The following is a 23,307-nucleotide window of genomic DNA, read 5'->3' as shown; positions in this document are numbered from 1 at the left end:
TGAGGGTTTAAAATCTGTGCATCCCGTTTAAGAACACAGGGAACGGTAAATTTTACTGAACCCAAAAATTACAGGGATTGTTACAAGTCTGTTCTTTTTGGAAGCAGTCGTTCCATTATACTTTAAAGGAATGTACATAAAGGGAGAGAAAACACAATGAACATCACCTGGGCATTACTCATGATGGCTCTGGGGGGTGTCGGCGTCCAGCATAACGGGCACGACACCGATGTGGCAGCCGCCCTGCAGTCCGCTGTCAATCCACCCATTACCGCAGAGCACACCGGATCACCTACACAGAACGCCACAGGCGGCACTTCATCACCTGCTCCTTCTCCAAGCACTACGCCCGGAGCTGCGGACAGCGCAATTCAGACGGACCCTCAGCCGGAGGCTCCAAAAGTTAAAGGTATCTATGTAACAGCTTACAGTGCCGGTGGCTCCCGGATGGAACAGCTGCTAGCCCTGCTTGACAAGACTGAGCTGAATTCCATGGTTATCGACATCAAGGACGATGCCGGATATATCACATACAAAACGGATAACGCCGAGCTTCAGCAAATGGGCAAACCCCAGAACTTCATCGGAGACATCAACAAGCTTATGACACGTCTGCAAAAACATGAAGTTTATCCGATCGCGCGGATCGTTGTGTTCAAAGATTCTGTACTGGCTAAGAAAAATCCGGAATTATCATTTGTAAATACAGACGGCAGCATCTGGAAGAACAAAGGCGGCGACAGTTTTGTGAATCCTTATAATGAAGCGGTATGGAAATACAACGTGGACATCGCTAAGGAAGCGGTCAAACTCGGCTTCAAAGAAATTCAATTTGACTATGTACGCTTCCCTGAGGGCTTTGAAAAACGAGCGGATACTCTGAAATACACGAAGAGTAATAGACCCCGTGTCGAGATTATTGCTGATTTCGTCAAATATGCCAAAGCTGAGCTTGCTCCGCTTGGGGTCAGAGTATCCGTTGATATTTTCGGCTACGCGGCTTCTGTACCCGCTGCGGAAGGAATCGGCCAGGATTTCGTGAAGATCTCCAAGAACGTGGATGTGATCAGCCCGATGGTGTATCCAAGCCACTACTCCACTGGCTGGTTTGATGTAAAAGACCCGGATAAAGACCCGTATGCTACCATCAAAGGCTCCATGGTGGATACGCACAAGAAGCTCGACCCGCTGGGCAGCTACAAACCGGTCATCCGGCCTTGGATTCAGGACTTCACCGCCAGCTGGCTGGGAAGCGGTCATTATGTGAAATACGGCAAACAACAGGTTGAAGACCAGATCCGTGCCCTAAAGGATGAGAAGGTGGATGAATACCTGCTCTGGAACGCCAACAACCGTTATACTTCAGGTGTAGATTACGAACAATAAAGCATCCAGCCATTATTCAGCATTCATTACAACCATTTATCAATTCAATGTATGGATTAGGACCCGGCGTCTGCCGGGTCTTTTACTGGGGATATAGATCATTTCAAATTATAGATAACGAGGCATTTATCAATGAAACAAACCCATTCGCTCAAACAAAAAGCAGGACAGTTTCTGCATATCCTTTTTCCGATTCTAATCACACAAATTGCTTTATCTGCCATTACCTTCTTTGACACCAACATGTCCGGTAAATTCGGGACCAATGATCTAGCCGGCGTTGCAATCGGTACCAGCCTATGGATTCCCATTCAAACCGGTCTTAGCGGTATTCTGATGGGGATTACCCCCATCGTCTCCCATCTCCTCGGCAGCAAAAAAATAAGGATGTGGCCTACCAGGTTACCCAGGGCATGTGGCTTTCATTGTTCATTTCTATTCTGGTGCTGGCCATCGGCAGCCTGATTCTGTCTCCGGTGCTGAATTTCATGAATTTGGAGCCGCAGGTACGTGACATTGCTTTCCGGTTCCTTTGTGCGATTTCGTTCGGTATTATTCCGCTGTTCGGCTATACGGTATTGCGCAGCTGCATCGATGCCCTGGGCCAGACCCGCATCTCGATGCTGATTACCTTAATCGCCCTTCCGGTCAATGTCGGTCTGAACTATTTGCTGATTTTCGGGAATTTCGGATTCCCCCGGCTCGGCGGTGTAGGCGCAGGGGTCGCCTCTGCGATTACCTACTGGGTGATTTTTGGGATTGCCCTGTCCTTCATCTACCGGTTTGAACCGTTCAAGAGCCTGCAGCTGTTCCGCAAGTTCTACTCCGTATCGTTATCCAGCTTTAAAGAACTGCTAAAGATTGGCGTACCGATCGGCTTTTCCATCTTTTTTGAGACAGCTGTATTCTCGGCGGTAACGCTGCTGATGAGCCGCTTCGATACGGTGACGATCGCAGCCCATCAGGCGGCAATCAACTTTGCGTCCACGCTGTACATGATTCCGCTTAGTATTTGCATGAGCCTAACGATTCTTGTCGGCTTTGAGAGCGGATCAGGCAGATTGAAGGATGCCCGCCAATACAGCATCATGGGCATAGGTTCTGCGGCGGTACTTTCGCTTTTGACAGCTCTGGTCCTGCTGTTCGCCGGCAATTCGGTTGCCGGATTATACTCGGACGAACCTGAGGTAATCACACTCATTCAGCATTTCCTGATCTATGCAATCTTCTTCCAAATCTCCGATGCTATTGCAACGCCTACCCAAGGGGTGCTCAGAGGCTATAAGGATGTCAATCCGGCGTTCATCATCTGCTTCGCGGCATACTGGGTTATTGGACTCCCTACCGGCTATCTGCTGGCTACCTATACGGATATGGGAGCTTACGGTTATTGGGTCGGATTGATTACAGGCCTGGCCATCGGAGCGATCCTGCTTCTTTCACGACTGGTAAAGGTTCAGCGGAGCTTTACTGTTCGGTCAGTTGATTCTATAGCGAGATAACACATAATTCTTGTTGCAATTTTAATCTATAAAAAAAACAATCCCGCTCTCCACAAAATGAGTACTGTGGAAAGCGGGTTTGTTGGTGTATCAGCGGCTTAGATAAATAAATTAACTCCGGAATCTTCGGCGGCACCAAGATAGCTTGCCACTCCGCCATAATCAACGCCTGCGATCAGCTCTTCCTGTTTGATTCCCATGATGTCCATACTCATCGTGCAGGCAATCAGCTTTACACCGGCTTTCAGCGCCTCATGCATGAGCACCTCAAGAGAGTCCACATTTTTACGGCCCATCGTATGACGGATCAATCTGGCTCCTAAACCGCCCATATTCATTCTGGATAACGGCAGCTTCCGGGTGCCTTGCGGCATCATCATTCCGAACATCTTGTCGAGCCCCTTTTTCTTCACGTCTGATGCCCCTCCCTTGCGTAGAACATTTAGTCCCCAAAAAGTAAAGAACATCGTGACCTGCTTACCCATAGCGGCTGCACCGGAGGCAATAATAAAAGAGGCAATCGTCTTGTCCAGATCACCGCTAAATACGATCATTGTCGTACCGTCCTTGTCAGCGGATGCCGGAGCGGAAGGTTTATCGCCAGATTGTTGGCCTAAACCCTTACGGAGCAGCGCCTTTACCTTACCTGCAGTGACATCGACGGATTCCAGGGTGTTGTTCGTTGAAAGACACCATTGCTTAATATCTGCGGCAAACCCGAAATCCGTCGCGGCGATCTCCAGCTGCTGTCCCTCCTGCATGGAATTCACAGTCTCATAGACTTTGCGTATAGGGCCGGGGCACTGCAAACCGCAGGCATCCAGAAAAAGCTGACTCGCTACACTATTATTCTCATTGCCACCGACAGCTGTAAGAGTGTCCGTTGCTTTTGTTTCCGCTGCTTCTGCCGTTTCCACAGATGCTGTTGGCTCAGAATTAGTCCCTTTGCTGTCAGCTGCCATTACAGAATACGTTTTGTAGCCTCCGTCAACATTCTTTACCTTATAGCCATGCTGGGTTAGCATTCTTGCAGCAATATAACCTCTCAAGCCTACCTGGCAGGAGACAGCCACTTCCCTGTCCCGGGGAATCTCGACCAGCCGCTCTCTAAGCTCCGAAAGCGGAATATTAACGGAACCGGGAATAGTTCCGGCTAGTAGCTCTACCGCGTCTCTGACATCAATTAAGAGTCCGCCTCCGGTAGTGAACTCATCCACCTCATGCCATTGCATGAGGGAGACCAGTCCATCCATCACATTAGAGGCTACATAACCAGCCATGTTGACGGGGTCTTTGGCGGAAGAATATGGCGGAGCATATGCCAATTCTATATCTGCCAGCTCGTTCACCAGCAGATTCCCGCGAATGGCGGTCGCAATGACATCAATCCGCTTGTCTACACCGGCTGCACCCACTGCTTGAGCACCATAGATTGCTCCTGTATGCGGATTAAACAGCAGCTTCATGGCAATTGGAGAAGCTCCCGGGTAATAACCGGCATGTGAATTCGGGTGAATATGAATCGCCTCATACGGAACGCCAAGCGATTTGAGCGTCTTTTCATTATTGCCTGTTACAGCAGCGGTTAGGGCAAATGTTTTGATAATCGCGCTGCCTAACGCCCCGTCATAGGAGATTGCCCTTCCATTAATATGATCCGCTGCCAGCCGGCCTTGGCGGTTTGCTCCCCAAGCCAGTGAGACCATAGTGGCAAAACCATGGTTACGGTCTTTCACCTCGATAGCATCACCAACAGCATAAATATGAGGATCACTCGTCTGCAGGGAAGCATTTACCTTAATTGCTCCGGCGAATCCAAGATCGAGGCCGCAATCCCGGGCCAATCCGTTCTCCGGGGCAACTCCGATTGCCAGGATAATCATATCGGTTCTGAGCCTGCCGCCTGAGGATAAACGCAAGTATTGACCCTCTTGCTCGAAGGCCTTAACACCCTCACTCAATCGGAGATCTACCCCATTTAGCTTAAAGTGATCCTCAATTAGCCGGGCCATTTCCGGATCCAGCGGGTTCAGGAGCTGACTCCCCCGGTCAATCAGAGTCACCTCAAGCCCCCTTTCCCGCAGATTCTCCGCCATTTCCAGCCCGATAAAGCCGCCGCCGATAACTGTTGCATGCTTGGGCTGCTTATCGTCGACATAGGCTTTAATCCGGTCAGTATCCGGTATATTTCTTAAGGTGAACAAATTCCCGGCTTCGGCGATACCTGGAATCGGCGGGACTACAGGTCTGGCACCCGGAGACAGGATTAGTATGTCATACGAGATTTCCCCTGCTTCGCCTGTAACTACATTCCGGAACCGGACAAGCTTCTGGTCACGGACAATCTCTGTCACTTCATGAAATACTCTTACATCGATATTAAAGCGCGCTCTAATTCCCTCAGGCGTCTGAAGAAACAATTTCTCGCGGGAAGTAATGGATTCCCCAATATAATAGGGCAGGCCGCAATTGGCAAAGGATACATGCTCACCACGCTCAAACATTACAATCTCATCCTGCTCATTCAGTCTGCGCAATCTTGCAGCAGCAGAAGCGCCTCCCGCTACTCCACCTATAATGACAATTTTCCTGTTCATGTTCACCCTCCTAGTTGTATACCCTATGGGGTTTATAGTATACCGGTGGGGGTATATTGTCAAATGTAAAAAACCGCCTATTTCTAGGCGGCTGCGGTTCAAAATGAATTCTATTGGGACAGGCGGGAAGCCAGCTCGTACAATTCAGTATCGAAGCCCTTCTTCGTGTTAACAACCTTATCGATATCAGTAAGCGTTAATTCGCCTTTAATGATTCCGCAGGCTTTATCTGATTCGCCTTCAATCAGTTTGCGTACTGCGAAGTCGCCTAAACGGCTGGCCAGGTTACGGTCTCCTGGAGTAGGCGTGCCTCCGCGCTGGATGTGACCCAGAACGGTTACCCGTGCATCGAGTGTTGAGTGACGGTCTTTGAGGGCTTGCGCTACATCTTCACCTTTGCCTACGCCTTCAGCAACAATTACGATACTGTGGCGTTTGCCTCTGGCAAAATTGTCTTTCATCCGGTCTGCCACTTCGTTAAGATCGTAAGGCATTTCCGGCACCAGAATCGTTTCCGCCCCGGAAGCCAGACCTGCGTGCAGCGCGATATCTCCGCAGTGGCGTCCCATTACTTCAACAATGGAAGAACGCTCGTGGGAGGACATCGTGTCACGGAGCTTATTGATTGCATCTACAACCACACCTACCGCAGTATCAAAGCCGATAGTGTAATCTGTGAAAGAAATATCATTATCAATAGTCCCCGGCAAAGCCATCGTGTTGATACCGAGCTTGCTGAGTTTGTTAGCGCCCTTGTAAGAGCCGTCTCCGCCGATAACCACCAGGCCGTCGATTCCCATTTCATTCAGGATATCCGCGCCCTTCTGCTGCCCTTCCGGCTTCACGAATTCGAGACATCTTGCAGACTGCAAGATGGTACCTCCGCGCTGGATAATATCGCCAACACTGCGCAGATCCATCGGGAAAATATCACGGTTCAAAAGGCCTTGGTAGCCGCGTTGAATACCGAATACTTCAATACCGTAATAGATTGCACTGCGCACAACCGCGCGAACGGCCGCGTTCATGCCCTGGGAGTCTCCTCCGCTGGTTAATACTGCGATTCTTTTTACATTTGCCATCCTGTTAGTTCCTCCTTAAAATTGTGTGAAGCTTGGGGTTCCGGAAATGGAATAGCTGCTTCACAGCATTTAATACATGTGTTTGCGTATCCAGCGACTGTTGACGAAGAAGAACAATCTGGTCAGCGGACTTCTTCTCATTAATCGCTTGGATACCGAACGAACCTCCCGCTGTTCGCTGACTTTTGGATCGGATAAATAAAGTGCCAGAAGCCCCTCGATGACCATACGATGCATTGAGGTCTCAGGTAAGTTCTGGACATCCTTGCGGGCCCACTCCACGATGGAAGCGATCCGATTCAGCATGGTATCAGTATTGTCATAATAATTGCAGAAATTGAGGTCTCCGCCGGCCCGGTCTTCGTCCTGATCAATCAGATAATCGAGCATGATGTGCAATCCGCAAAGATGCGGAAAGTACGCCGCACGAATCGAAGCCGCTTTCGATGTGCTTAGCCGGGGGTCGCAAGAAGCCAGGAAAAGCATGAACACTCCCAGTGTAGAGCCGGTTGCCGCCGCAAATTCATTCCAGTGAAGATGCGGAGCACGCTTTCCTTCCACCGCCCACCATTCCTTCAGGGCAGCTTCCCTGAGTTCGGGGCGGATGTGCTTGTACACCTGCAAATCCGTATACAGCACGGCAAGATCATGAATCTCCGCAGCTGCCGCAGCATAGCCTGGTAAACACGCAGTCATCTCCTGGCATTTGCGGACAAGCCTGTGAAGATATCCGCCGTCATTCTGCTCACTGCGCAATGCATAATAATTGACGGGTTCAGCCTTAGGATTAATGGCGTCCAGCATTGATTGATGCAGCAGTCTGAAATCAGCCGGATCCAGTGATGTACTTCGGTCACACAGATTGTCCAGATAATCACTGATCGTTTGATAAGCGACAATTAGCGGAATAAGTATATGTCTCATCGACAAATTGCCGGCAGCATAAATACCGCCGCCTTCACAATGAAACTGTTTGGTTTCAATGCTGGCAAGCGCTTGTTTCCGGAGTTCGGGATCGGGAATCCCTTCCGCATCTTGGCGCCAAAAGTGAAGACATTCCCGCACTTCCGGCAGCACGTACTTATAGACCCTGCTCATGAGCCCTATCGGGCTTCTGGGGCTTAGGTAACGGCCTTGCTCAAATTCATTCAATGACAGTGCCTCCACATTGTTGTCTCCTTATCCAAATCATCATTATTATAATATGCAGAGCGTATTTGTACAAACAACAAAATCACTTTCGCAAAACGTTGAAAGATTCAGAAATAGCACAATTTTAACAAGCTTTTAACAAACATCGTGACTTTCCTTTATGCTATACTACTCGTATTTGAACCTTAAGGAGTGCAATTTCATGGAATCCGGACGGACCGGCGGGCATTATAGTGATCAAAACTGGCTGCGTTCCTTTATGTTTACGCTCTATGGCACCAGTGTGCTGGTAGTTTCTTATTTCCCGTTATTTTATACCCATCTCGGCTTTAGCAGTCCTCAGGTAGGCCTGTTGTATTCCCTTGGACCCCTGATCTCAATCCTGTCCAATCTGTTCTGGAGCATGATGAGCGACCGGCTGGGAACCATCAAAAAGATTATGGCTATTCTGCTTGCAGGTCAGCTTGTTACAGCAATAATGCTGGCCAAAGCCACGGACTTTGGGATGGTCATGCTTATTTTAACCCTTTTCTACTTCTTCTATTACCCTGTTTTTCCTCTCGCAGACACGATGGCCATCAAAATCGCACAGCGTCATGGGCGGAACTTTATTGCGATTCGCGTGTTTGGCTCGCTGGGATATTCCTTTTTTGCGCTTACGATCGGATATGTACTGAGAGCACTCGGTTCTTCTTACAGTATCGGTGTGTGTATTGTAATAGTAGTAGTCGCATTATTTATCACCCTCGGACTGAAGGATGTGAAGCGGACCGAAGGTGATTCTGACAATAGTAAGGGTTCTGCCAAAATAAGCGCAAAGGGCGGCGGGCTTAAAGAAATTCTGCTGCAAAAAGAAGTCCTGTGGTTCTTTAGCTGCGTGTTTGTGCTGGCGCTTGGCCACCGGATGAATGAAGCTTTTCTTACGCTTAGTCTGAAGAGCATGAATGCAGGTGATGAGGTCATCGGCTGGGCGCTGCTTGCTTCTGCGCTAAGTGAGATTCCAATCTTCTTCCTGCTTAGCAAATACGGGGAACGGTTCAAGGAGCTTCCTCTGCTCGCTTTTGCCAGCCTGATGTATGGTCTGCGCTTTTTCTTCATGTCGATTGCGGATGTACCCGGCGCCATTATTGCCATTCAGGCCATGCACAGCATTTCGTTCGGCATTTTTTATGTAACAGCTGTCAGGTATATTACACGTATTATTCCCGACCACCTCCGGGCGACCGGTCTGGCGATTTTCACAGTAGTCTGGTCCAGTGTGTCAGGGCTGCTAAGCGGTACCTTCGGAGGGCTCATCTATGAGGATTCCGGACGGAGCGTCTTTTATCTGGTCGCCATGGGCTTTTCGGTACTTGCATTCATCGGTTTTCTCGTGAAGCATCTGATGGATATCAGCGGACCTTCAAGCCGTTATTTCAAGAAAAAGACACTTCAGGAAGCGGCTCCTGCAGAGAAGGCTTCACTCTAATTCTTAGCATTCAAAATAAGACCTGCACTACCCTTAAGGGGCGGAGCAGGTCTTATTACGCATAAAAAAACACAGTTCCCGGAAGAACTGTGTGCTCTGTAAGTTGTTGGTTACCACTCTTGCAAGTGCCTGCCATAAATCAAATATATATTGCAGCTGACAGATAATCTGTCCAGCCGTTTCTTATAATTTAACTACGTTAGCTGCTTGTGGACCGCGGTTACCGTCAGTGATATCGAATTCAACCGCTTGGCCTTCATCCAAAGTCTTGAATCCGTCGCCCTGAATAGCTGAGAAGTGAACGAATACGTCTTCGCCGCCTTCTACTTGAAGGAAACCATAACCTTTTTCTGCGTTAAACCATTTTACTGTACCTTTCAAATGAACAACCTCCTAAAAAATACCGCCATATATGGCGTATGCTTACATTATACTCCAGCTAATTCTGCAAAGCAATCCATCATTTCCCTTTATTAATGATTTAATTTGCTTTTCACTGACCCGGTGCGTTATCATTGACCCAAAAGCCAAAAATCGCCAGGGTGGTAATGACAATGATCAAAAAACATGAAATATACAAAACAGACAAATGGAATATGATGACCGTTGAGGTTCAGGGGCGCTACATCATCCTTCGGGAAATTTCCGATCAATGGGGAGAAGAAACGCATACTTTTATGAGCCGGCCGGCCATGATGCAATGGGTCAATAACCGCTTTAACAAAGAATCCTATAAAGATAACGAAGAAGAATACAAGAATATCATCGCAGCTTTCAAGCAGGTATAGAGGGGCATGGATAACGAGAGTCTGGTCATATTCGTTATAGTAGTCCTCTGTCTTGGTGCCGTGCTCATTATGGGCAAGGAAAAAGTGCCGCCGCGCCTTAATCGCGGCATGGCGCTAACCGCTGTAATTCTGATTGCTCTAGCTTTTATCTTCATTATTTATAGCTTACTGGCATAACTCTCTAAGAAGCTCATACAACAGATTTTGGCAGGGCATACTAAGCCGACTTTACGATTCAGGAGGCACAGGTCATGTCCTTTACAGTCAAATCTCTATCGCTTCTATTAGCGCTGTGCCTGCTTCCGGGTGATTTCTCAAGCGCAGCACAGAATAATATGCCTGCTACATCTCATCATTTAAGGAGGATTTCTATGGAACAGTTATTGAAGAGAAGTGAAGTGCCCGCCGAAAACCGCTGGAAGCTTGAAGATATGTTTGCATCGCAGGCGGAATGGGATTCTGAATACAGCGAAGTCAAAGAGCTGATTAAAAAAGCTGCCGCTTTCCAGGGCAAACTGGATACGCCGGAAGAGCTTAAAGCATGCTTTGAGCTGGATGACCAATTGTCTTTGCTGACAGAACGCCTCTATGTTTACGCACATATGCGCCAGGATGAGGACACCGCCGCACCGACCTATCAGGCGCTTACGCAAAAAGCGAAAAAGCTGAGTGTCGAAGCTGGTGAAGCTCTTTCTTTTGTAACCCCTGAAATTCTTGCTTTGCCCGTGGAGAAGCTCGATCAGTTCATCGCTGACCCTGCCCTTTTCGCTTATACCTTTACCTTGACAGAAATGAAGCGTGAAAAGGCACATGTCCTCTCCAAAGCGGAGGAAGCTCTGCTCGCTCAGGTGGGAAACATCTCCCAGGCACCGCAGAATATTTTTGGCATGCTGAACAACGCCGATCTCAAATTCCCGAAGATAAAAAATGAAGAAGGCAAGGAAGTGGAATTGACTCACGGCAGTTATATTCAGTTCCTGGAGAGTCCGGACCGCGAAGTGCGCAAGAACGCTTTTAAAGCCGTCTATGAGACTTATGGCAAGCAAAAAAACACTATCGCCGCCACACTTAGCGCCAATGTTAACAAGAATGTTTTCTACTCGCGGGTCCGCAAGTATCCGTCCGTGCTGGAAATGTCGCTCTACGGCGATAATATTCCCAAGGAAGTCTACACCAACCTGATCGACACCATTCACGAGAGTCTGCCGCTGATGCACCGTTACATGAAGCTTCGCCAGAAGCTGCTTGGCGTCGATGAACTACATATGTATGACCTGTTCGCTCCGCTGGTGGATGAATATAAGCTGGATATTACTTTTGAAGAAGCCAAAAAGATTACCAAAGAAGGACTGAAGCCGCTCGGAGAAGACTATCTCAGCGTGCTGCAGGAAGGCTACGACAAGGGCTGGATCGATGTCTACGAGAATGAGAACAAACGCACCGGAGCTTACAGCTGGGGAGCTTATGGCACCCATCCGTATGTGCTGCTGAACCATAACAACAACCTGAACAGCATGTTCACACTGGCGCATGAAATGGGTCACGCCCTGCATTCGTACTATTCGGATAACGCGCTTAAGTACCGTGATGCACAATACACGATTTTCCTCGCCGAAGTGGCTTCTACAACGAATGAGGCGCTGCTGATGGACTATCTGCTGAACAAGTCGACGGATCCGAAAGAAAAAATGTACCTGTTGACCTACTACGCTGACCAGTTCCGTACTACGGTGTTCCGTCAGACCATGTTCGCCGAATTCGAAAAGATTATCCACCAGCGTGCTGAAGACGGAGAATCGCTGACTCCGCAGGACCTGTCGGCTATCTACTATGACCTTAATGTGAAGTACTACGGAAAGGACATGGTCGTTGATAAGGATATCGAAATGGAATGGGCGCGGATCCCGCATTTCTATAACAGCTTCTATGTTTACAAATATGCTACCGGCTTCTCCGCGGCAACCAGCTTCTCCAAGCAGATTCTCGAGGAAGGCAAACCGGCGGTGGACCGCTATCTCGGCTTCCTGAAGAGCGGCGGCAGTGATTATTCGATCAATATCCTGGCCAAAGCCGGTGTAGACATGTCTTCTCCGGAACCGATCCGCGAAGCAATGAGTGTCTTCGAGAGCGTCATCGAGCAGATGGAACAGTTGACCAAATAAATTATACAGCTTAGGATTGAGGTAATCCCTTGCCCCTCGCGGGCAGGGGATTTATACTGTTACACTGTCAAAGTGGGAGGATAACATATGAAACTGCAATGGTCGCTAATTTTAGGTTTAATCTTTGCGTTGCTTACAGCTGTATTCGCGGTGATCAACGTAGATCCGGTCCAGGTGAATTTCGGCTTCGATCAGATCGAACTCCCGCTTATTCTTGTTATTCTGGGCTGCGCGGTCATCGGCGGGGTCATCGTCGGTTCCTACGGTATTTTCCGCCAGTACAAGCTGCAGAAACAAATTAAGGTACTGAACGCAGAGCTGTCCAAACTGCGGGATGCGGGAAATACTTTCGATCCCTTATCTCCTCAAGCCAAGCATGACAGCCTGGCTGAAGAGCCGAACATGGAGCGCTAAGTTATTTACCACCTATTCTAAATCAAGTATGAACTGGAGGGCTTAATCTTGCTTACAATTCAGCCAAATGAAGACTATATTCTATCCGTTCTCAAAAAACTGCTCGATACTCCCAGCCCCAGCGGCTTCACCGCTGAGGTTATGCGGCTCGTAGCCGAGGAAGCGGCTGCGCTGAACGTTCCGCTCAGCTGGAACGAGAAAGGCGGAATCATTCTCAGCGTGCCCGGGCTTGATCCATCCCGCACAATCGGCATTAGCGCGCATGTAGACACCCTGGGCGCGATGGTCCGCTCCATTAAGCCAAACGGAACACTGCGCCTGACCTCTGTCGGCGGGTTTACAATGAACAGCATCGAAAATGAATACTGCGTCATTCATACCCGCAGCGGTCTGACCTATACCGGCACCATTCTAACCAGCCATCCCTCGGTGCATGTCTATGCTGATGCGCGTGACTTCAAACGGGCCGAGGAGAATATGGAAATCCGGATCGACGAGCTGGTCTCCACCAAAGATGATGTGCTGAAGCTCGGTATTGCGGTCGGTGATTTCATCTCCTTTGATGCCCGCGCGGTTATTACTCCTAGCGGCTATATCAAGTCACGCCATCTGGATGACAAAGCCAGTGTAGCCGCCCTGCTCGGCCTGCTGGAAAGCATCAAGCGTGAAGGCTGGAAGCCGCTTCACAATCTGTCCCTCCTGATCTCCAACTTCGAAGAGGTCGGCCACGGTACGGCATGGATTCCAGGTGAAATCAGCGAATTCATTGCGGTAGACATGGGCGCCATGGGGGATGACCTGAGCTGCAAGGAAACGGATGTTTCCATCTGCGCCAAGGATTCCTCCGGCCCTTATGATTATGCGATGACCGGCCGTTTGATCGATCTGGCGAACAGCCTGGCGATTCCATTTGCGGTTGACATCTATCCGCAGTACGGCTCAGATGCCTCCGCTGCACTGCGCGGCGGCAACAACATCCGTGCTGCACTGATCGGTCCGGGGGTGCATGCCTCCCACTCCATGGAACGCACACATAAGCGGGCCGTCCTGAATACGGCCAAGCTGCTTGCCGCCTATGTTGGTGCAAACTGAAGCCGGAAGCGGTAAATTGCGGCAGATATGGATGCGCAAGCGGTGGCCGCTTAGCATCGCCCTGCTTGTCCTGCTTGCTCTGGTGATCGTGATACCGGCAATTCTGTTGAACAAGCCGGAGAAACAAATACGGGAGGCCTTCAGCGGCCTCCCGCATGACTATGAGTATCTCGAAGCGGTAAGCCCCGGTCAGGTTCAGCTGCATATGATGGCGGTCGCTCCGGAAGACATCATTTTGCGGACCGCAGGGTCCGATTTGCGCAGGGTTCCCGCTTACGGCATTAACGGCGGCTTCTTCTATGGCACCGATCTCCTGTCGGTGGCGATCATGAATGATGTCCCGGTAAATGGCGCCAAGGGTGCTTATGGCTCCGGCTGGTTCAACGCTAAATATGCACGCGGCACGCTGGTCTGGGATGGAGCTGCCGGCAGGCTGTCGGTACAGACCGTCTCCTCGGGTGATGAGCTGTCCGTCAGCGACCGTAGTCATTACTGGGCCCAGGGCGGCATCAGCATGAATCTGCAGCAGGAAGGGCTGTGGGCAGCCGCGATTGCTGCCGAGCATTTGCCTTACGCAGACGAGCAGCGGATGCGCTCCGGACTCGTCTATGACGAAACCGGTAAGCTGTGGCTGATCGTCACGCCAACACTCTGTACGGCTGAAGAGTTCCGTACAGCAGTACTGCAAACCGTTCCCGGTAATGGACGGGAGGGCATCTTCCTCGACGGCGACGGCTCCTCACAGATGAATGCTGACGAAGCTATCCTCACCGGAGACTCCCGTCCGGTCGTGCAGATGATTGCCGTGGCGGGCGGCAAATGAACGAATACAAAAGAAGCAGAATCAGCGGAACTCCGTGCTGGCTCTGCTTCTTTTTCATATGAATGTTATCCTGACCTTCCGCATCTGGCAAAACGTTCATCCTTCTTATTGCGGTCCAGGACGCGAAGCCCCGTTCCGGATGTGCCGATCAGGTATTGAACTACCATAGTTTCCTCATCGTAATCCTCACTCATGGATAGGACAGCTGTAACCTTAATTCTGGTTGCCGTACGGCTGGTCACCCTTACTCTTCTAGGGATAATGGTAAATATACCAGGATCGCCCCCAATAACATAGAGTCTGTTATTCCGCTTAATCGTATACAGATTACAGAACATTCTATTGCTCATAGTTACTCCCCAGAAACGCCTGAAGTAAGTGATCACCTTTTCCTTTGTACTGAATTTGAGCGGCAGAAGATAATACTCCCTATTGCCGACGGTAATCGCCTCATTTAAGTCCCCGGAATAAAACACCTCGAACCAGACACCTTCCGCTGCATCAATTAAAGCTTTTAGCTCACCCGGTGATTGTCCTGTTTGCGCCATTTATTCGCCTCCTCCGTACAGCGTATTTCGGCAGACAATAAATGCCCGGGTGATTGTCCACGGGGAGAGAACTTTTTGCTGCATAGACTTGATTTGGATTGGCGCGTTATTCCTGGAGTTTAAAGCTTGTTTTAATTAGATCAATGTACGAAACCAGTTTGTGATACTCCGCTGTCTGCTCTTCATTCTCCGTAACATACTGCACATCGCCCGGAAGAATGATCGTAAACACCTTGTCTCCCTGCTCACCGATTTTCCAGATTTGCGTAACCTCCTGAGTCATCGCGCCTTGCTCTTTCCATTCTTGTGAACTCCACACCAGGATTGAGAAGATAATTCCACCCTGATTGGTAACAAAATGAATGCTTTCCCGGTCTGAAGCTGCGTTTACCGAAGACTCTACCTTGTATCTCCCCTCCCAGTAAGCTGGAAGCTGCAAAGTAAAGTTGTATTTGGAATTCTTGTAGATGATGGAGGCAGGCTTGGGAGCAGCCTTATCATTCACGGCATCAACATGCAGAATAGCAGTGGAATAGGCTCTGAAATCCCCCGTTCCTTTGGCTGTAAAGGCTTGGGCTTCGACTCCAAACTGATTCCCTTTAATCAGAACTTCGCCTATCTTTCTGCTGTTGTCATTGTAAAATGAGAGTGTGGCGGAGATTTTATTCTTACTGTTGCCTACCCCGGCAAATATTAGCTGGCCCGTGACTATGGAATTCCCGCCCGATGGGGTCACAATGAGATTACCGACTTTTATGTCTGCGTAATCCGGGTCTTTAAGATTCAGCTCCCCATTCTTGACAATAATCCGCTGCAGCTCCGCATCATAGCCCACCGTTGCTCCTAGGCTCTCTGCGATAAAACGCAGCGGGACATAAGTGGAGCCGTTCACATTAAGCGCTTGGGCACTGCTGCTTGCTGTCGCCGTACTGCCGTTGATTTCAAAGCTTACCGGAAACAATAAGGCCTTGATAGAGCCTGATGCGAAGGCAACGGATGAACTGGCAATGACCAGGCCGCATAGCAGGCCGAGAATAAATTTTTTCACAATTCCACCTCTTTCCTGTATAAAAGTTTTACTCTAAACGACCTAATTAGTTTCTATAATTTAGTAGGTTGGTTTCTATAATAAAAAAAGCAAGCCGACTCCCGGATTGTCCGGTTTCAGCTTGCTTATGAATGAAAGGTTGAGACCATTACGGCCAGATCTGATCCAACTTATCCGAATAAAACACGATCGCTTTGCTGTAATCCTTAATTCCCGGATTAGCAGAGGTTTCTGCAAGCAGCTTAAGCAGAATCTCCATCGCTTCATGATGCGCTCCCAAATTGTGAAGTGCCATCGCGAGAAAAGCCTGGAACTCTTTGCGCTCCGGGTATTCCCGGGCCCCTTGCTGAAGCACCTCCCTTGAACGCGAGTACTCTCCCAGCGTTCTATAGGTACTTCCCAGTCCAAGCAGCGCTCCAGCCCGCTGATCTTGAGGCAGCCCTAACGCAAGGCTCTGTTCATAATAGGGAACAGCCTCCCGTTCAAGACCCAGCACATCATGCGTCCAGGCCAGCTGGTACAGCAGCTCTGCATTCTCAGTGTCCTCTGCCAGCAGATTGAGCAGTATTATCCTCGCTTCTTCCGTTTGACCCCCGCTGCGTAAGGCAACGGCATCCTGCATGGTATATTTCAAAGGCCGCCGCCTCCTGACTATGGATTGAAATCATGCGATTAAATTAAGCTTTGCCGGCAATTCTCTCTGCAAGCTCATTTAGATACGTCCAGCGCTCCATCAGCCGCTCCAGCTCCGCTTCACCCTGCCGCTGCTGTTCGACCAGCTCCTGCAGTCTGCCCGAGTCGGCAAAGGCCGCTTCCATCTGCGCAGTGATATCCACGAGATGTTGTTCAGCCTGCCCGATCATCTCATCAATTGTTTCGTATTCACGCTGTTCCTTGAAGGTGAATTTGACCTTTTCCCTGGCCGGAGGGGCAGCCGCAGCACTCGCAGCCGGCTCCTGAACGGTATTCTGTTTACTGTTCATTTCTTTGTCCGTGCTGCTCTGCGCAGGTACATTCTTCGCCAGCCATTCTTCATATTCACTGTAATCCCCGACATGTAACCGGATTTGGCCGTTCTCAAATGCGATCAGCTTATCGATGGTACGATCCAGAAAGTAGCGGTCATGGGATACGGTAAAGACGACACCCGGGAATTCATCGAGGTAGTCTTCGAGTACTGATAGTGTGCCGATATCCAAGTCATTGGTCGGCTCATCCAGCAACAGCACGTTCGGTGCTCCCATCAGGACGCGCAGCAGGTACAGGCGTCTTTTCTCGCCGCCGGACAGCTTAGAAATCGGCGTCCACTGCATGGCCGGAGGGAACAGGAAGCGTTCCAGCATCTGGCCTGCCGTAATCACACTGCCGTCGGCTGTACGGATCACCTCTGCCTCTTCCTTAACATACTCAATCGCCCGCATGCTGTCATCCATATCCTGATGCTCCTGGGTGAAATACCCCAGCTTGACCGTAGCACCCAGCTCAACTTCGCCGCTGTCCGGCTGCAGCTTCCCGGCAATCAGATTAAGCAGAGTGGATTTGCCGCTGCCGTTCGGACCGACGATGCCGACCCGGTCCTGCGGTACCGCGATATAGGTCAGGTCTTTAATCAGAGTCCGCCTGTCCATGGATTTGGTCAGGTCCTTCATCTCGATGATCTTGCGGCCCAGCCGCGTCGAAGCCACCGAAATGTCCAGCGATCCCGCCGAGCTTCCTCCTGTGCTTTCCTTGAGCTTCTCGAAGCGGTCGATTCTGGCCTTCTGCTTGGTCGAACGGGCCTTGGCTCCGCGCCGAATCCACGCCAGCTCTGTGCGCAGCAGGTTTTTGCGTTTCTGCTCCGCTGAGGCCTCACGCTCTTCGCGGTCGGCTTTCAGCTCCAGGAAGCGGGAATAGTTTGCTTCGTACCGGTAGAGGCGTCCGCCGTCCAGCTCCAGCATCACACTGGCTACCCGCTCCAGGAAGTAGCGGTCATGCGTGACCATCAGCAGCGCGCCGCGCCGTTTCTGCAAATAATGTTCCAGCCAGGCCACCGAATCGGTATCGATATGGTTGGTAGGCTCATCCAGAATCAGTAGCTCAGAAGGCGTAATAAGTGCAGCCGCAAGTGCTACGCGCTTCCGCTGACCGCCCGACAGTGTTCCCATTTGTGCATCAAAGCGGGTGATACCGAGCTTGGTCAGTACCGTTTTGGCTTCGCTCTCCAGATGCCAGATGCCGGCTGCGTCAATCTTGTGACCAATCCGGACCAATGCAGCTTCAAGTTCTGCATTGCCTGGGCTCTTATCCAGTTCAGCCAGGATCTCCATATATTCACGCATCGTACGAAGGTCCGGATCATCCCCGGCAAACACCTGCTGCAGCACGGTATTGTCCGGCTCGTACGGCGGATTCTGCGCCAGATACTGTACCCGCACATCGTTGCCGATGGCGATTTGTCCTTCATCGGCAGTATCCAGACCTGCGATAATTTTCAGAAAGGTAGATTTTCCTGTTCCATTCACACCGATAACGCCGATCTTATCCCGGTCATCCATCCCGAACGATGCATCCTGGAACAATGTTTTCTCTCCGTAGCTTTTGGATAGATGCTCCACAGTCATAATATTCATGCTTTGTCCTCGCTTGCCTTATATTTTAATAGCGGGTTACGCTTCTTCTTGATGATCTTCGTGCATTGTATGTAACTCTGGCGCATGCCGGCTGCCTAGTGCGCCGTGAATAAAGAGTCCGGCGGCAAATTCCGCCCGCTTATGCGCATCCGCCTCAGAAAAACCGGGACGCAGCATAATATCCATCTTCAGCCGGTCCAGCATGCCGATGTAAGACTCTGCCAGCAGCTCCGGTTCGGCGGCACCGCTCTCCTGCATAACCTTCATTACAGATTGCATGTATTCTTCCATGAAGCGGGCCATATAAGCCATCAGCTCCGGATTGTTATTAGGGGCCCGGAAGAACAGCTTAGTATGCTGCTTACGCTCATAATAGTACAGCAGATGATGTCCGGCAATGGCCGACAGCTTATCCGCGAGGGTGCTGCAAGCCTGCAGCAGCTCTTCAAGCCGCTGGAGGAAGTCCTCACAGTCACGGCGTGTGACGGCCATAAACAGCTCTTCCTTGCTTTTGAAATATAAATAGACCGTGCCCTTGGCAATTCCCGCACGTTCTGCCACTTCCGACATCTTCGTCTCGTAGAAGCCTTCTGAACCAAAAAGTTCATATGCGGCATCCAAAATGGCTGTATGCTTGTGACTTACTGTGCCGCCCAACCGGTTCACCTCCAATTAATGACTCTATATATTGAACTTGTAATTCTTATATTTTGCGATGGGTTGTGACTACAGAGGATGTTTGGACTTTCGGCCGCTGTTGTCTTCAGATTTCTTGATCAGAACCGCTATTAGCGGTAGAAATCTGATGACTGCTTATGCTTCCGAAGCGACCTTTCCTACGGAAAGCTTTCAGGCGGACGCTACCGCTCCTACAGTTCCAAAATTCCCCTTCGCCACTTTCCCCTAAATGTGTATTTTAAATTCAATTATGTGATTGATTTGCTCTGCCGCCTGCTTACAGCAAGCTAACCAGCAGAGCGGCTGCACCGCCAATAATGGAACTGATTGCATTGACGGCATCATTGTCCATCCAGCGCCAACCTCTTGCGAATACCGTTGGCTGACCGCAGTGCCGGGAAGCCTCCACTTCTCGTCCGCATACAGTGCAGCGGTTCATCCGCTGTACCGTAGCGCCAAGGATGGAGTCAGCGAACGCGCCGGCGAGTCCGCCGGTAAGGCCGGCCAGCGTCAGGAGCAGGAAGGAATGGTCTGCCATTCCGGAAGCCGCCCGCAGCAGCCAGGAGGCAGCGCCGATCAGCGCTCCGCCCGCGGCAGCGGCAAGTGTGCCCGGCAGCGATACGCCGCCCGAGGTTCCTGCCGGCAGCACTTTGCCTGTCAGCACAGAACGGGGCGGCTTCTTCGCCAGGGTGCCGATTTCTGTGGCCCATGTATCCGAGGTTACGGTCGCCATTACGCCAATGAAAAGAAATCCCCAAAGCTCCAGCGGATAAACCGCGTTCAGCAAGACGAGCAGCATACCCATGCCGCCGTTCGCGAAGACCTGCCCCGCATCACGCGTACCGGTCTTATCATATGTCAGCTCAAGCTCTGCTTTGTTCTCGTGATGGAGCTTAGAGAGCAAACTTGAGGAGATAAAAAAAAGCAGAAGGATACCGAACCAGAAAGCATTGCCTGCTCCAAAGTAAATCGTACCCATTACAAAAGCCGCGATCATGCCGGAGAAGCTCAGCGAACGCTTCCGGTAAGCTGCTCCGGCAACCAGTAAGGCGCCACAGGCGCCTAATATCCACAGCATATCATTCAGCTCCCGTTAACCGACGAGGCAGGTGCCTAAAAGCTTGTCGCCCCAGAACAGCTCGAAGGAGTCTCCTGAAACGACCGGCCCCACCCCTGCCGGGGTTCCGGTAAAAATAACATCATCTTTACCAAGCCCATACCGCGCAGCTATGAATTCGACGATTTTCTGCAGTGAAAAGATCATATCCTTCACATTCCCCCGCTGCACCTCTACACCATTCTTGAGGACAGTGAAATCTGTAGCCTCGAGTTCTTCTTTTTCGGGGAAAGCAATATAAGGAGTGAGCGGAGCGGCGTTCTTGAAGCCTTTGGCCGGCGTCCAGGGCAGCCCCTTCTTCTGCAGATCGTTGTGCACATCCCGCAGGGTGAAATCGAGACCCAGCGCCATGACATCCACCAGCTCATCGACACTCATGCCCGGCACATAATCCCGGGCGATACGCAGGACAAGTTCTCCCTCATAATGAATCAGCCCGGCGTCCTGGGGAAGATGAATGATAGCTTTATCGAGCGGAACAGCAGCATGGGAGGGCTTTAGAAAAATCAGCGGTTCTGATGGAACCTTATTGCCCAGTTCCTCCGCATGCAATCTATAATTACGTCCAACACAGTATACATTATTTACATCAGCACACATCGAAGCTTCAGCTCGCTTTCCGGTCAAATTTAAATGCAGTCAGACTTCCAAAAAAGTGTCGCCCCATATATCCGGGCGGTTCGTACAGATCATGATATCCGAATGCATCTCAGCCAGGCGGCGCATTTCCTTCGCCTTATCTACGGTCCAGGCCATGGTCTTCACTCCGCGTTCGGCCAGCAGCTTGGCCAGCCCCGCGTTGATCCTAGTAAAGCTGATTGACAGAAAGGAGCAACCCAGCTCTTTCACCTTGCGTGCAGGATCCCCTGAACGGGAGTCATAGATCAGCCCGGTACGAAACCGGGCATCCAGTTCTTTTACCCGTTGAAGTACCCCTGCATCGAAGGAGGTCAGCACTACCTCATCGCGCATGCCTTTGGCAGAGATCAGATCAATGACCGCCTTCTCCAGACCCGGATACATGTCGCCGCTCGTCTTCAGCTCAATATTCAGCTTCAGTCTCCCGGAAGCAAGATCCAGCACCTCTTCGAGTGAAGGAACCTTTTCCCCGCGGAAGGCACGGCTCTTCCAGCCTCCCGCGTCCAATCGCCGCATAGGCTCAAAATCCATATTTTTTACCTTCCCGTGGCCGTTGGTTGTCCGGTCCAGCGTGAAATCATGAATCACAACCGGCACGCCGTCCCTGGTCAGCTGCACATCGATTTCCATCCAGCGGACATAGGGCAGAGCAAGTGCCATCCGGACGGCGGCGAGTGTGTTTTCCGGCGCTTTACCGGAAAACCCGCGATGGGCAACACATATGTTTTTCATCATAACCACCTCCAGCAGAAGTATGATCAGTCCCCGGGCTGCTTACAAATATTGAGCCCTTGCTCCAGCCTATCTACCGGCCTTCAGTAACGCGGCCGTCACTGCCGATCTTGACTAAACCGGAAGATAAGGACTGGACCTTGTTCAGCAAAAGCTGTCCGTCAGCATCATTCATTGGCACGGGCTGGCCTAATTCTGCATCCATCGGATGCAGAGTAAGTGAACACTGGCCTGTGATGCCGCATTCCGCCTGAAAGACAGCGGTCTCCCAGGTGGCGGCAGTTGTTGAGCGTGTAAAAATGAAATTACCTGTGCTGTAGGCAATCCACTTGCCTTTGTAAGGTTCGATCCCCTGCAGTACATGCGGATGACCGCCCATGACCAGATCTGCTCCAGCATCAATGAAGCTGCGGCCCAGGGTCTGCTGGGCAGCGTCATACTGTTCCACCCGCTCTTTGCCCCAGTGGACAACTACGACAACCAGATCCGCTTTTTTCTTGGCGGCTGCAATGGTCTTGAGCGCCTCCTTACTGTCATAGACACTGGCTACTCCCGGCTTGCTTGAGCCCGCCATCCAATCGCTGTGCGGAATGACACGGGTGAAGCCGAGCAGAGCGATCTTAATCCCGTTCCGTTCAAAATATTGGGCGGTATATGCTTCCTGGCTGTTCTTACCTGCGCCGACATAAGGAATGCCCCTGGTGCTCAGGTTGTTCAGTGTATCCAGCAGCCCCTGCTCTCCCTGGTCCAGCGTATGATTGTTGGCCAGATTGACCGCATCCACACCTGCTGACTTGAGCGCATCCAGCGCCTCCGGGGCTCCCTTGAACACATACTGCTTGTTCTCGGCACCCACGCCACCGGTAGTGATGGGGGTCTCCAGATTTACTACGGTCAGATCATCCTTCTGGAACATTCCGTCCAGCGCAGAGTAGGAATAATCATAGCCCTTCTTCTGAAGCAGCTCGGCTACTTTGCCCGAGAAAATGACATCCCCGGCAAAGTTGAGCTTAACCGTCGCCCCTGAAACATCCCCGGGCAAGCCGGAAACATCCTCTGAACTGTTATCACCTGTATCGCTGCTCTCAGGCGAAGAGGTTTCAGCCGCCTCCTCAGATGGAGAAGGTGTTGGTGAAACCTCTGGAGTAGCGGAAGGCGACGGCTCAGGTGTTGCAGTAGCTTCCGGCTCAGGTGTCACCGTTGCGGAAGGCTGGGCAGCAGTAACCGGCTCTGGAGATGGGGATGGCGAACCTGCTGTCTCCGTTAACGGGGGCTGCGAGGACAGGCCGCCGTCAGAGTCTCCAATAAAATAATAGGTTAACATGGCAGTAATCAACAATAATAAGCTTACATTAATCCATGACCATACCGTTCTGCGTCGGCGTTTACTGCTGCGCTTATTCTTCTCTCTTTTTCGTGATCGCGGCGGATACATGGGTACTAAGAATCTCCTTTGTATTAAAAGTGTTT

Annotated in this window: 21 protein-coding genes and 1 pseudogene; 9 read left to right on the top strand and 13 right to left on the bottom strand. The window is 50.7% G+C overall.

What is annotated here, in order from left to right:
* The first annotated feature begins 156 nt into the window (after positions 1-156).
* Together L6H70_RS00395 and L6H70_RS00390 are read left to right on the top strand one after the other, a co-directional pair.
* A complete protein-coding gene (locus tag L6H70_RS00395) occupies positions 157-1,386 on the top strand; it encodes a putative glycoside hydrolase (RefSeq protein ID WP_236328400.1) in 1,230 nt (409 codons plus the stop codon).
* A gap of 132 nt (positions 1,387-1,518) precedes the next feature.
* A pseudogene (locus tag L6H70_RS00390) lies at positions 1,519-2,888 on the top strand (MATE family efflux transporter).
* 98 nt (positions 2,889-2,986) lie between these two features.
* Here L6H70_RS00390 and L6H70_RS00385 read toward each other — a convergent pair.
* From L6H70_RS00385 to L6H70_RS00375, 3 genes are all read right to left on the bottom strand, one after another.
* Positions 2,987-5,485, bottom strand: a complete 2,499-nt coding sequence (locus L6H70_RS00385) for a CoA-disulfide reductase (RefSeq protein WP_236328399.1) — start codon at positions 5,483-5,485, stop codon at positions 2,987-2,989.
* A 110-nt stretch (positions 5,486-5,595) separates the two neighbouring features.
* Positions 5,596-6,567 carry a 6-phosphofructokinase gene (pfkA, locus tag L6H70_RS00380; RefSeq protein WP_054940018.1) on the bottom strand — a complete coding sequence of 324 codons (972 nt, stop codon included), beginning with the start codon at positions 6,565-6,567 and terminating at the stop codon, positions 5,596-5,598.
* A gap of 69 nt (positions 6,568-6,636) precedes the next feature.
* The gene (locus L6H70_RS00375; RefSeq protein ID WP_054942022.1) at positions 6,637-7,719 is read right to left on the bottom strand and encodes a tetraprenyl-beta-curcumene synthase family protein; all 1,083 of its coding nucleotides are present in this window, start codon (positions 7,717-7,719) and stop codon (positions 6,637-6,639) included.
* Between the two features lie 202 nt (positions 7,720-7,921).
* Between L6H70_RS00375 and L6H70_RS00370 the strand changes: the two genes are divergently transcribed.
* A complete protein-coding gene (locus L6H70_RS00370) occupies positions 7,922-9,187 on the top strand; it encodes an MFS transporter (RefSeq protein ID WP_236328398.1) in 1,266 nt (421 codons plus the stop codon).
* Between the two features lie 183 nt (positions 9,188-9,370).
* Here the strand turns inward: L6H70_RS00370 and L6H70_RS00365 are convergent, their stop codons facing one another.
* Positions 9,371-9,568, bottom strand: coding sequence for a cold shock domain-containing protein (locus L6H70_RS00365; RefSeq protein WP_019911834.1), 198 nt, complete (start codon positions 9,566-9,568; stop codon positions 9,371-9,373).
* A gap of 173 nt (positions 9,569-9,741) precedes the next feature.
* Between L6H70_RS00365 and L6H70_RS00360 the strand changes: the two genes are divergently transcribed.
* The 6 genes from L6H70_RS00360 to L6H70_RS00335 all read left to right on the top strand — a co-directional run bounded on the left by L6H70_RS00360 (position 9,742) and on the right by L6H70_RS00335 (position 14,466).
* A complete protein-coding gene (locus L6H70_RS00360) occupies positions 9,742-9,975 on the top strand; it encodes a hypothetical protein (RefSeq protein ID WP_036702226.1) in 234 nt (77 codons plus the stop codon).
* 6 nt (positions 9,976-9,981) lie between these two features.
* Positions 9,982-10,152, top strand: a complete 171-nt coding sequence (locus L6H70_RS00355; RefSeq protein WP_236328397.1) for a hypothetical protein — start codon at positions 9,982-9,984, stop codon at positions 10,150-10,152.
* Positions 10,153-10,346: 194 nt separating this feature from the next.
* The gene (pepF, locus tag L6H70_RS00350; protein WP_236328396.1) at positions 10,347-12,137 is read left to right on the top strand and encodes an oligoendopeptidase F; all 1,791 of its coding nucleotides are present in this window, start codon (positions 10,347-10,349) and stop codon (positions 12,135-12,137) included.
* A gap of 87 nt (positions 12,138-12,224) precedes the next feature.
* Positions 12,225-12,551: a LapA family protein gene (locus L6H70_RS00345; RefSeq protein WP_236328395.1), complete on the top strand. Its 327-nt coding sequence runs from the start codon at positions 12,225-12,227 to the stop codon at positions 12,549-12,551.
* Positions 12,552-12,599: 48 nt separating this feature from the next.
* Positions 12,600-13,643 carry a M42 family metallopeptidase gene (locus L6H70_RS00340; protein WP_236328394.1) on the top strand — a complete coding sequence of 348 codons (1,044 nt, stop codon included), beginning with the start codon at positions 12,600-12,602 and terminating at the stop codon, positions 13,641-13,643.
* Positions 13,627-14,466: a hypothetical protein gene (locus tag L6H70_RS00335; protein WP_236328393.1), complete on the top strand. Its 840-nt coding sequence runs from the start codon at positions 13,627-13,629 to the stop codon at positions 14,464-14,466. The genes L6H70_RS00340 and L6H70_RS00335 overlap by 17 nt, the downstream gene beginning before the upstream one ends.
* Positions 14,467-14,531: 65 nt before the next feature.
* Here the strand turns inward: L6H70_RS00335 and L6H70_RS00330 are convergent, their stop codons facing one another.
* The 9 genes from L6H70_RS00330 to L6H70_RS00290 form a co-directional block, all read right to left on the bottom strand.
* Complete coding sequence (locus tag L6H70_RS00330; RefSeq protein ID WP_236328392.1) at positions 14,532-15,014, bottom strand: IseA DL-endopeptidase inhibitor family protein; 483 nt, start codon at positions 15,012-15,014, stop codon at positions 14,532-14,534.
* Between the two features lie 106 nt (positions 15,015-15,120).
* Positions 15,121-16,062: a copper amine oxidase N-terminal domain-containing protein gene (locus tag L6H70_RS00325; RefSeq protein ID WP_236328391.1), complete on the bottom strand. Its 942-nt coding sequence runs from the start codon at positions 16,060-16,062 to the stop codon at positions 15,121-15,123.
* 148 nt (positions 16,063-16,210) lie between these two features.
* The gene (locus L6H70_RS00320) at positions 16,211-16,684 is read right to left on the bottom strand and encodes a tetratricopeptide repeat protein (RefSeq protein WP_423802796.1); all 474 of its coding nucleotides are present in this window, start codon (positions 16,682-16,684) and stop codon (positions 16,211-16,213) included.
* Between the two features lie 55 nt (positions 16,685-16,739).
* Positions 16,740-18,671: an ABC-F family ATP-binding cassette domain-containing protein gene (locus L6H70_RS00315; RefSeq protein ID WP_236328389.1), complete on the bottom strand. Its 1,932-nt coding sequence runs from the start codon at positions 18,669-18,671 to the stop codon at positions 16,740-16,742.
* Between the two features lie 36 nt (positions 18,672-18,707).
* On the bottom strand, positions 18,708-19,328 hold the full coding sequence (locus L6H70_RS00310; protein ID WP_236328388.1) for a TetR/AcrR family transcriptional regulator: 621 nt from the start codon (positions 19,326-19,328) through the stop codon (positions 18,708-18,710).
* A gap of 298 nt (positions 19,329-19,626) precedes the next feature.
* Complete coding sequence (locus tag L6H70_RS00305) at positions 19,627-20,427, bottom strand: DUF92 domain-containing protein (protein WP_236328387.1); 801 nt, start codon at positions 20,425-20,427, stop codon at positions 19,627-19,629.
* Positions 20,428-20,442: 15 nt separating this feature from the next.
* Positions 20,443-21,066 (bottom strand): fumarylacetoacetate hydrolase family protein, encoded by a 624-nt coding sequence (locus tag L6H70_RS00300; protein WP_236333025.1) that lies wholly within the window; start codon positions 21,064-21,066, stop codon positions 20,443-20,445.
* 39 nt (positions 21,067-21,105) lie between these two features.
* Positions 21,106-21,837 (bottom strand): glycerophosphodiester phosphodiesterase, encoded by a 732-nt coding sequence (locus tag L6H70_RS00295; protein ID WP_236328386.1) that lies wholly within the window; start codon positions 21,835-21,837, stop codon positions 21,106-21,108.
* Between the two features lie 73 nt (positions 21,838-21,910).
* Positions 21,911-23,272, bottom strand: a complete 1,362-nt coding sequence (locus tag L6H70_RS00290; protein ID WP_236328385.1) for a CapA family protein — start codon at positions 23,270-23,272, stop codon at positions 21,911-21,913.
* Positions 23,273-23,307 lie beyond the last annotated feature (35 nt).

It is taken from the genome of Paenibacillus auburnensis (genome assembly GCF_927798115.1).
GTDB classification, from domain to species: Bacteria; Bacillota; Bacilli; order Paenibacillales; family Paenibacillaceae; genus Paenibacillus_AQ; species Paenibacillus_AQ auburnensis.
The sequence above is the reverse complement of the archived record's forward strand: the minus strand, read 5'-3'. Positions and strand labels throughout refer to the sequence as shown.

Bases quoted from the DNA above. Each gene is read 5' to 3' on its own strand.
- L6H70_RS00395 (WP_236328400.1), top strand. From the start codon at position 157: ATGAACATCACCTGGGCATTACTCATGATGGCTCTGGGGGGTGTCGGC.
- L6H70_RS00385 (WP_236328399.1), bottom strand. From the start codon at position 5,485: ATGAACAGGAAAATTGTCATTATAGGTGGAGTAGCGGGAGGCGCTTCT.
- pfkA (WP_054940018.1), bottom strand. From the start codon at position 6,567: ATGGCAAATGTAAAAAGAATCGCAGTATTAACCAGCGGAGGAGACTCC.
- L6H70_RS00370 (WP_236328398.1), top strand. From the start codon at position 7,922: ATGGAATCCGGACGGACCGGCGGGCATTATAGTGATCAAAACTGGCTG.
- L6H70_RS00360 (WP_036702226.1), top strand. From the start codon at position 9,742: ATGATCAAAAAACATGAAATATACAAAACAGACAAATGGAATATGATG.
- L6H70_RS00355 (WP_236328397.1), top strand. From the start codon at position 9,982: ATGGATAACGAGAGTCTGGTCATATTCGTTATAGTAGTCCTCTGTCTT.
- pepF (WP_236328396.1), top strand. From the start codon at position 10,347: ATGGAACAGTTATTGAAGAGAAGTGAAGTGCCCGCCGAAAACCGCTGG.
- L6H70_RS00345 (WP_236328395.1), top strand. From the start codon at position 12,225: ATGAAACTGCAATGGTCGCTAATTTTAGGTTTAATCTTTGCGTTGCTT.
- L6H70_RS00335 (WP_236328393.1), top strand. From the start codon at position 13,627: ATGTTGGTGCAAACTGAAGCCGGAAGCGGTAAATTGCGGCAGATATGG.
- L6H70_RS00330 (WP_236328392.1), bottom strand. From the start codon at position 15,014: ATGGCGCAAACAGGACAATCACCGGGTGAGCTAAAAGCTTTAATTGAT.
- L6H70_RS00320 (WP_423802796.1), bottom strand. From the start codon at position 16,684: ATGCAGGATGCCGTTGCCTTACGCAGCGGGGGTCAAACGGAAGAAGCG.
- L6H70_RS00315 (WP_236328389.1), bottom strand. From the start codon at position 18,671: ATGAATATTATGACTGTGGAGCATCTATCCAAAAGCTACGGAGAGAAA.
- L6H70_RS00305 (WP_236328387.1), bottom strand. From the start codon at position 20,427: ATGCTGTGGATATTAGGCGCCTGTGGCGCCTTACTGGTTGCCGGAGCA.
- L6H70_RS00300 (WP_236333025.1), bottom strand. From the start codon at position 21,066: ATGTGTGCTGATGTAAATAATGTATACTGTGTTGGACGTAATTATAGA.
- L6H70_RS00295 (WP_236328386.1), bottom strand. From the start codon at position 21,837: ATGAAAAACATATGTGTTGCCCATCGCGGGTTTTCCGGTAAAGCGCCG.
- L6H70_RS00290 (WP_236328385.1), bottom strand. From the start codon at position 23,272: ATGTATCCGCCGCGATCACGAAAAAGAGAGAAGAATAAGCGCAGCAGT.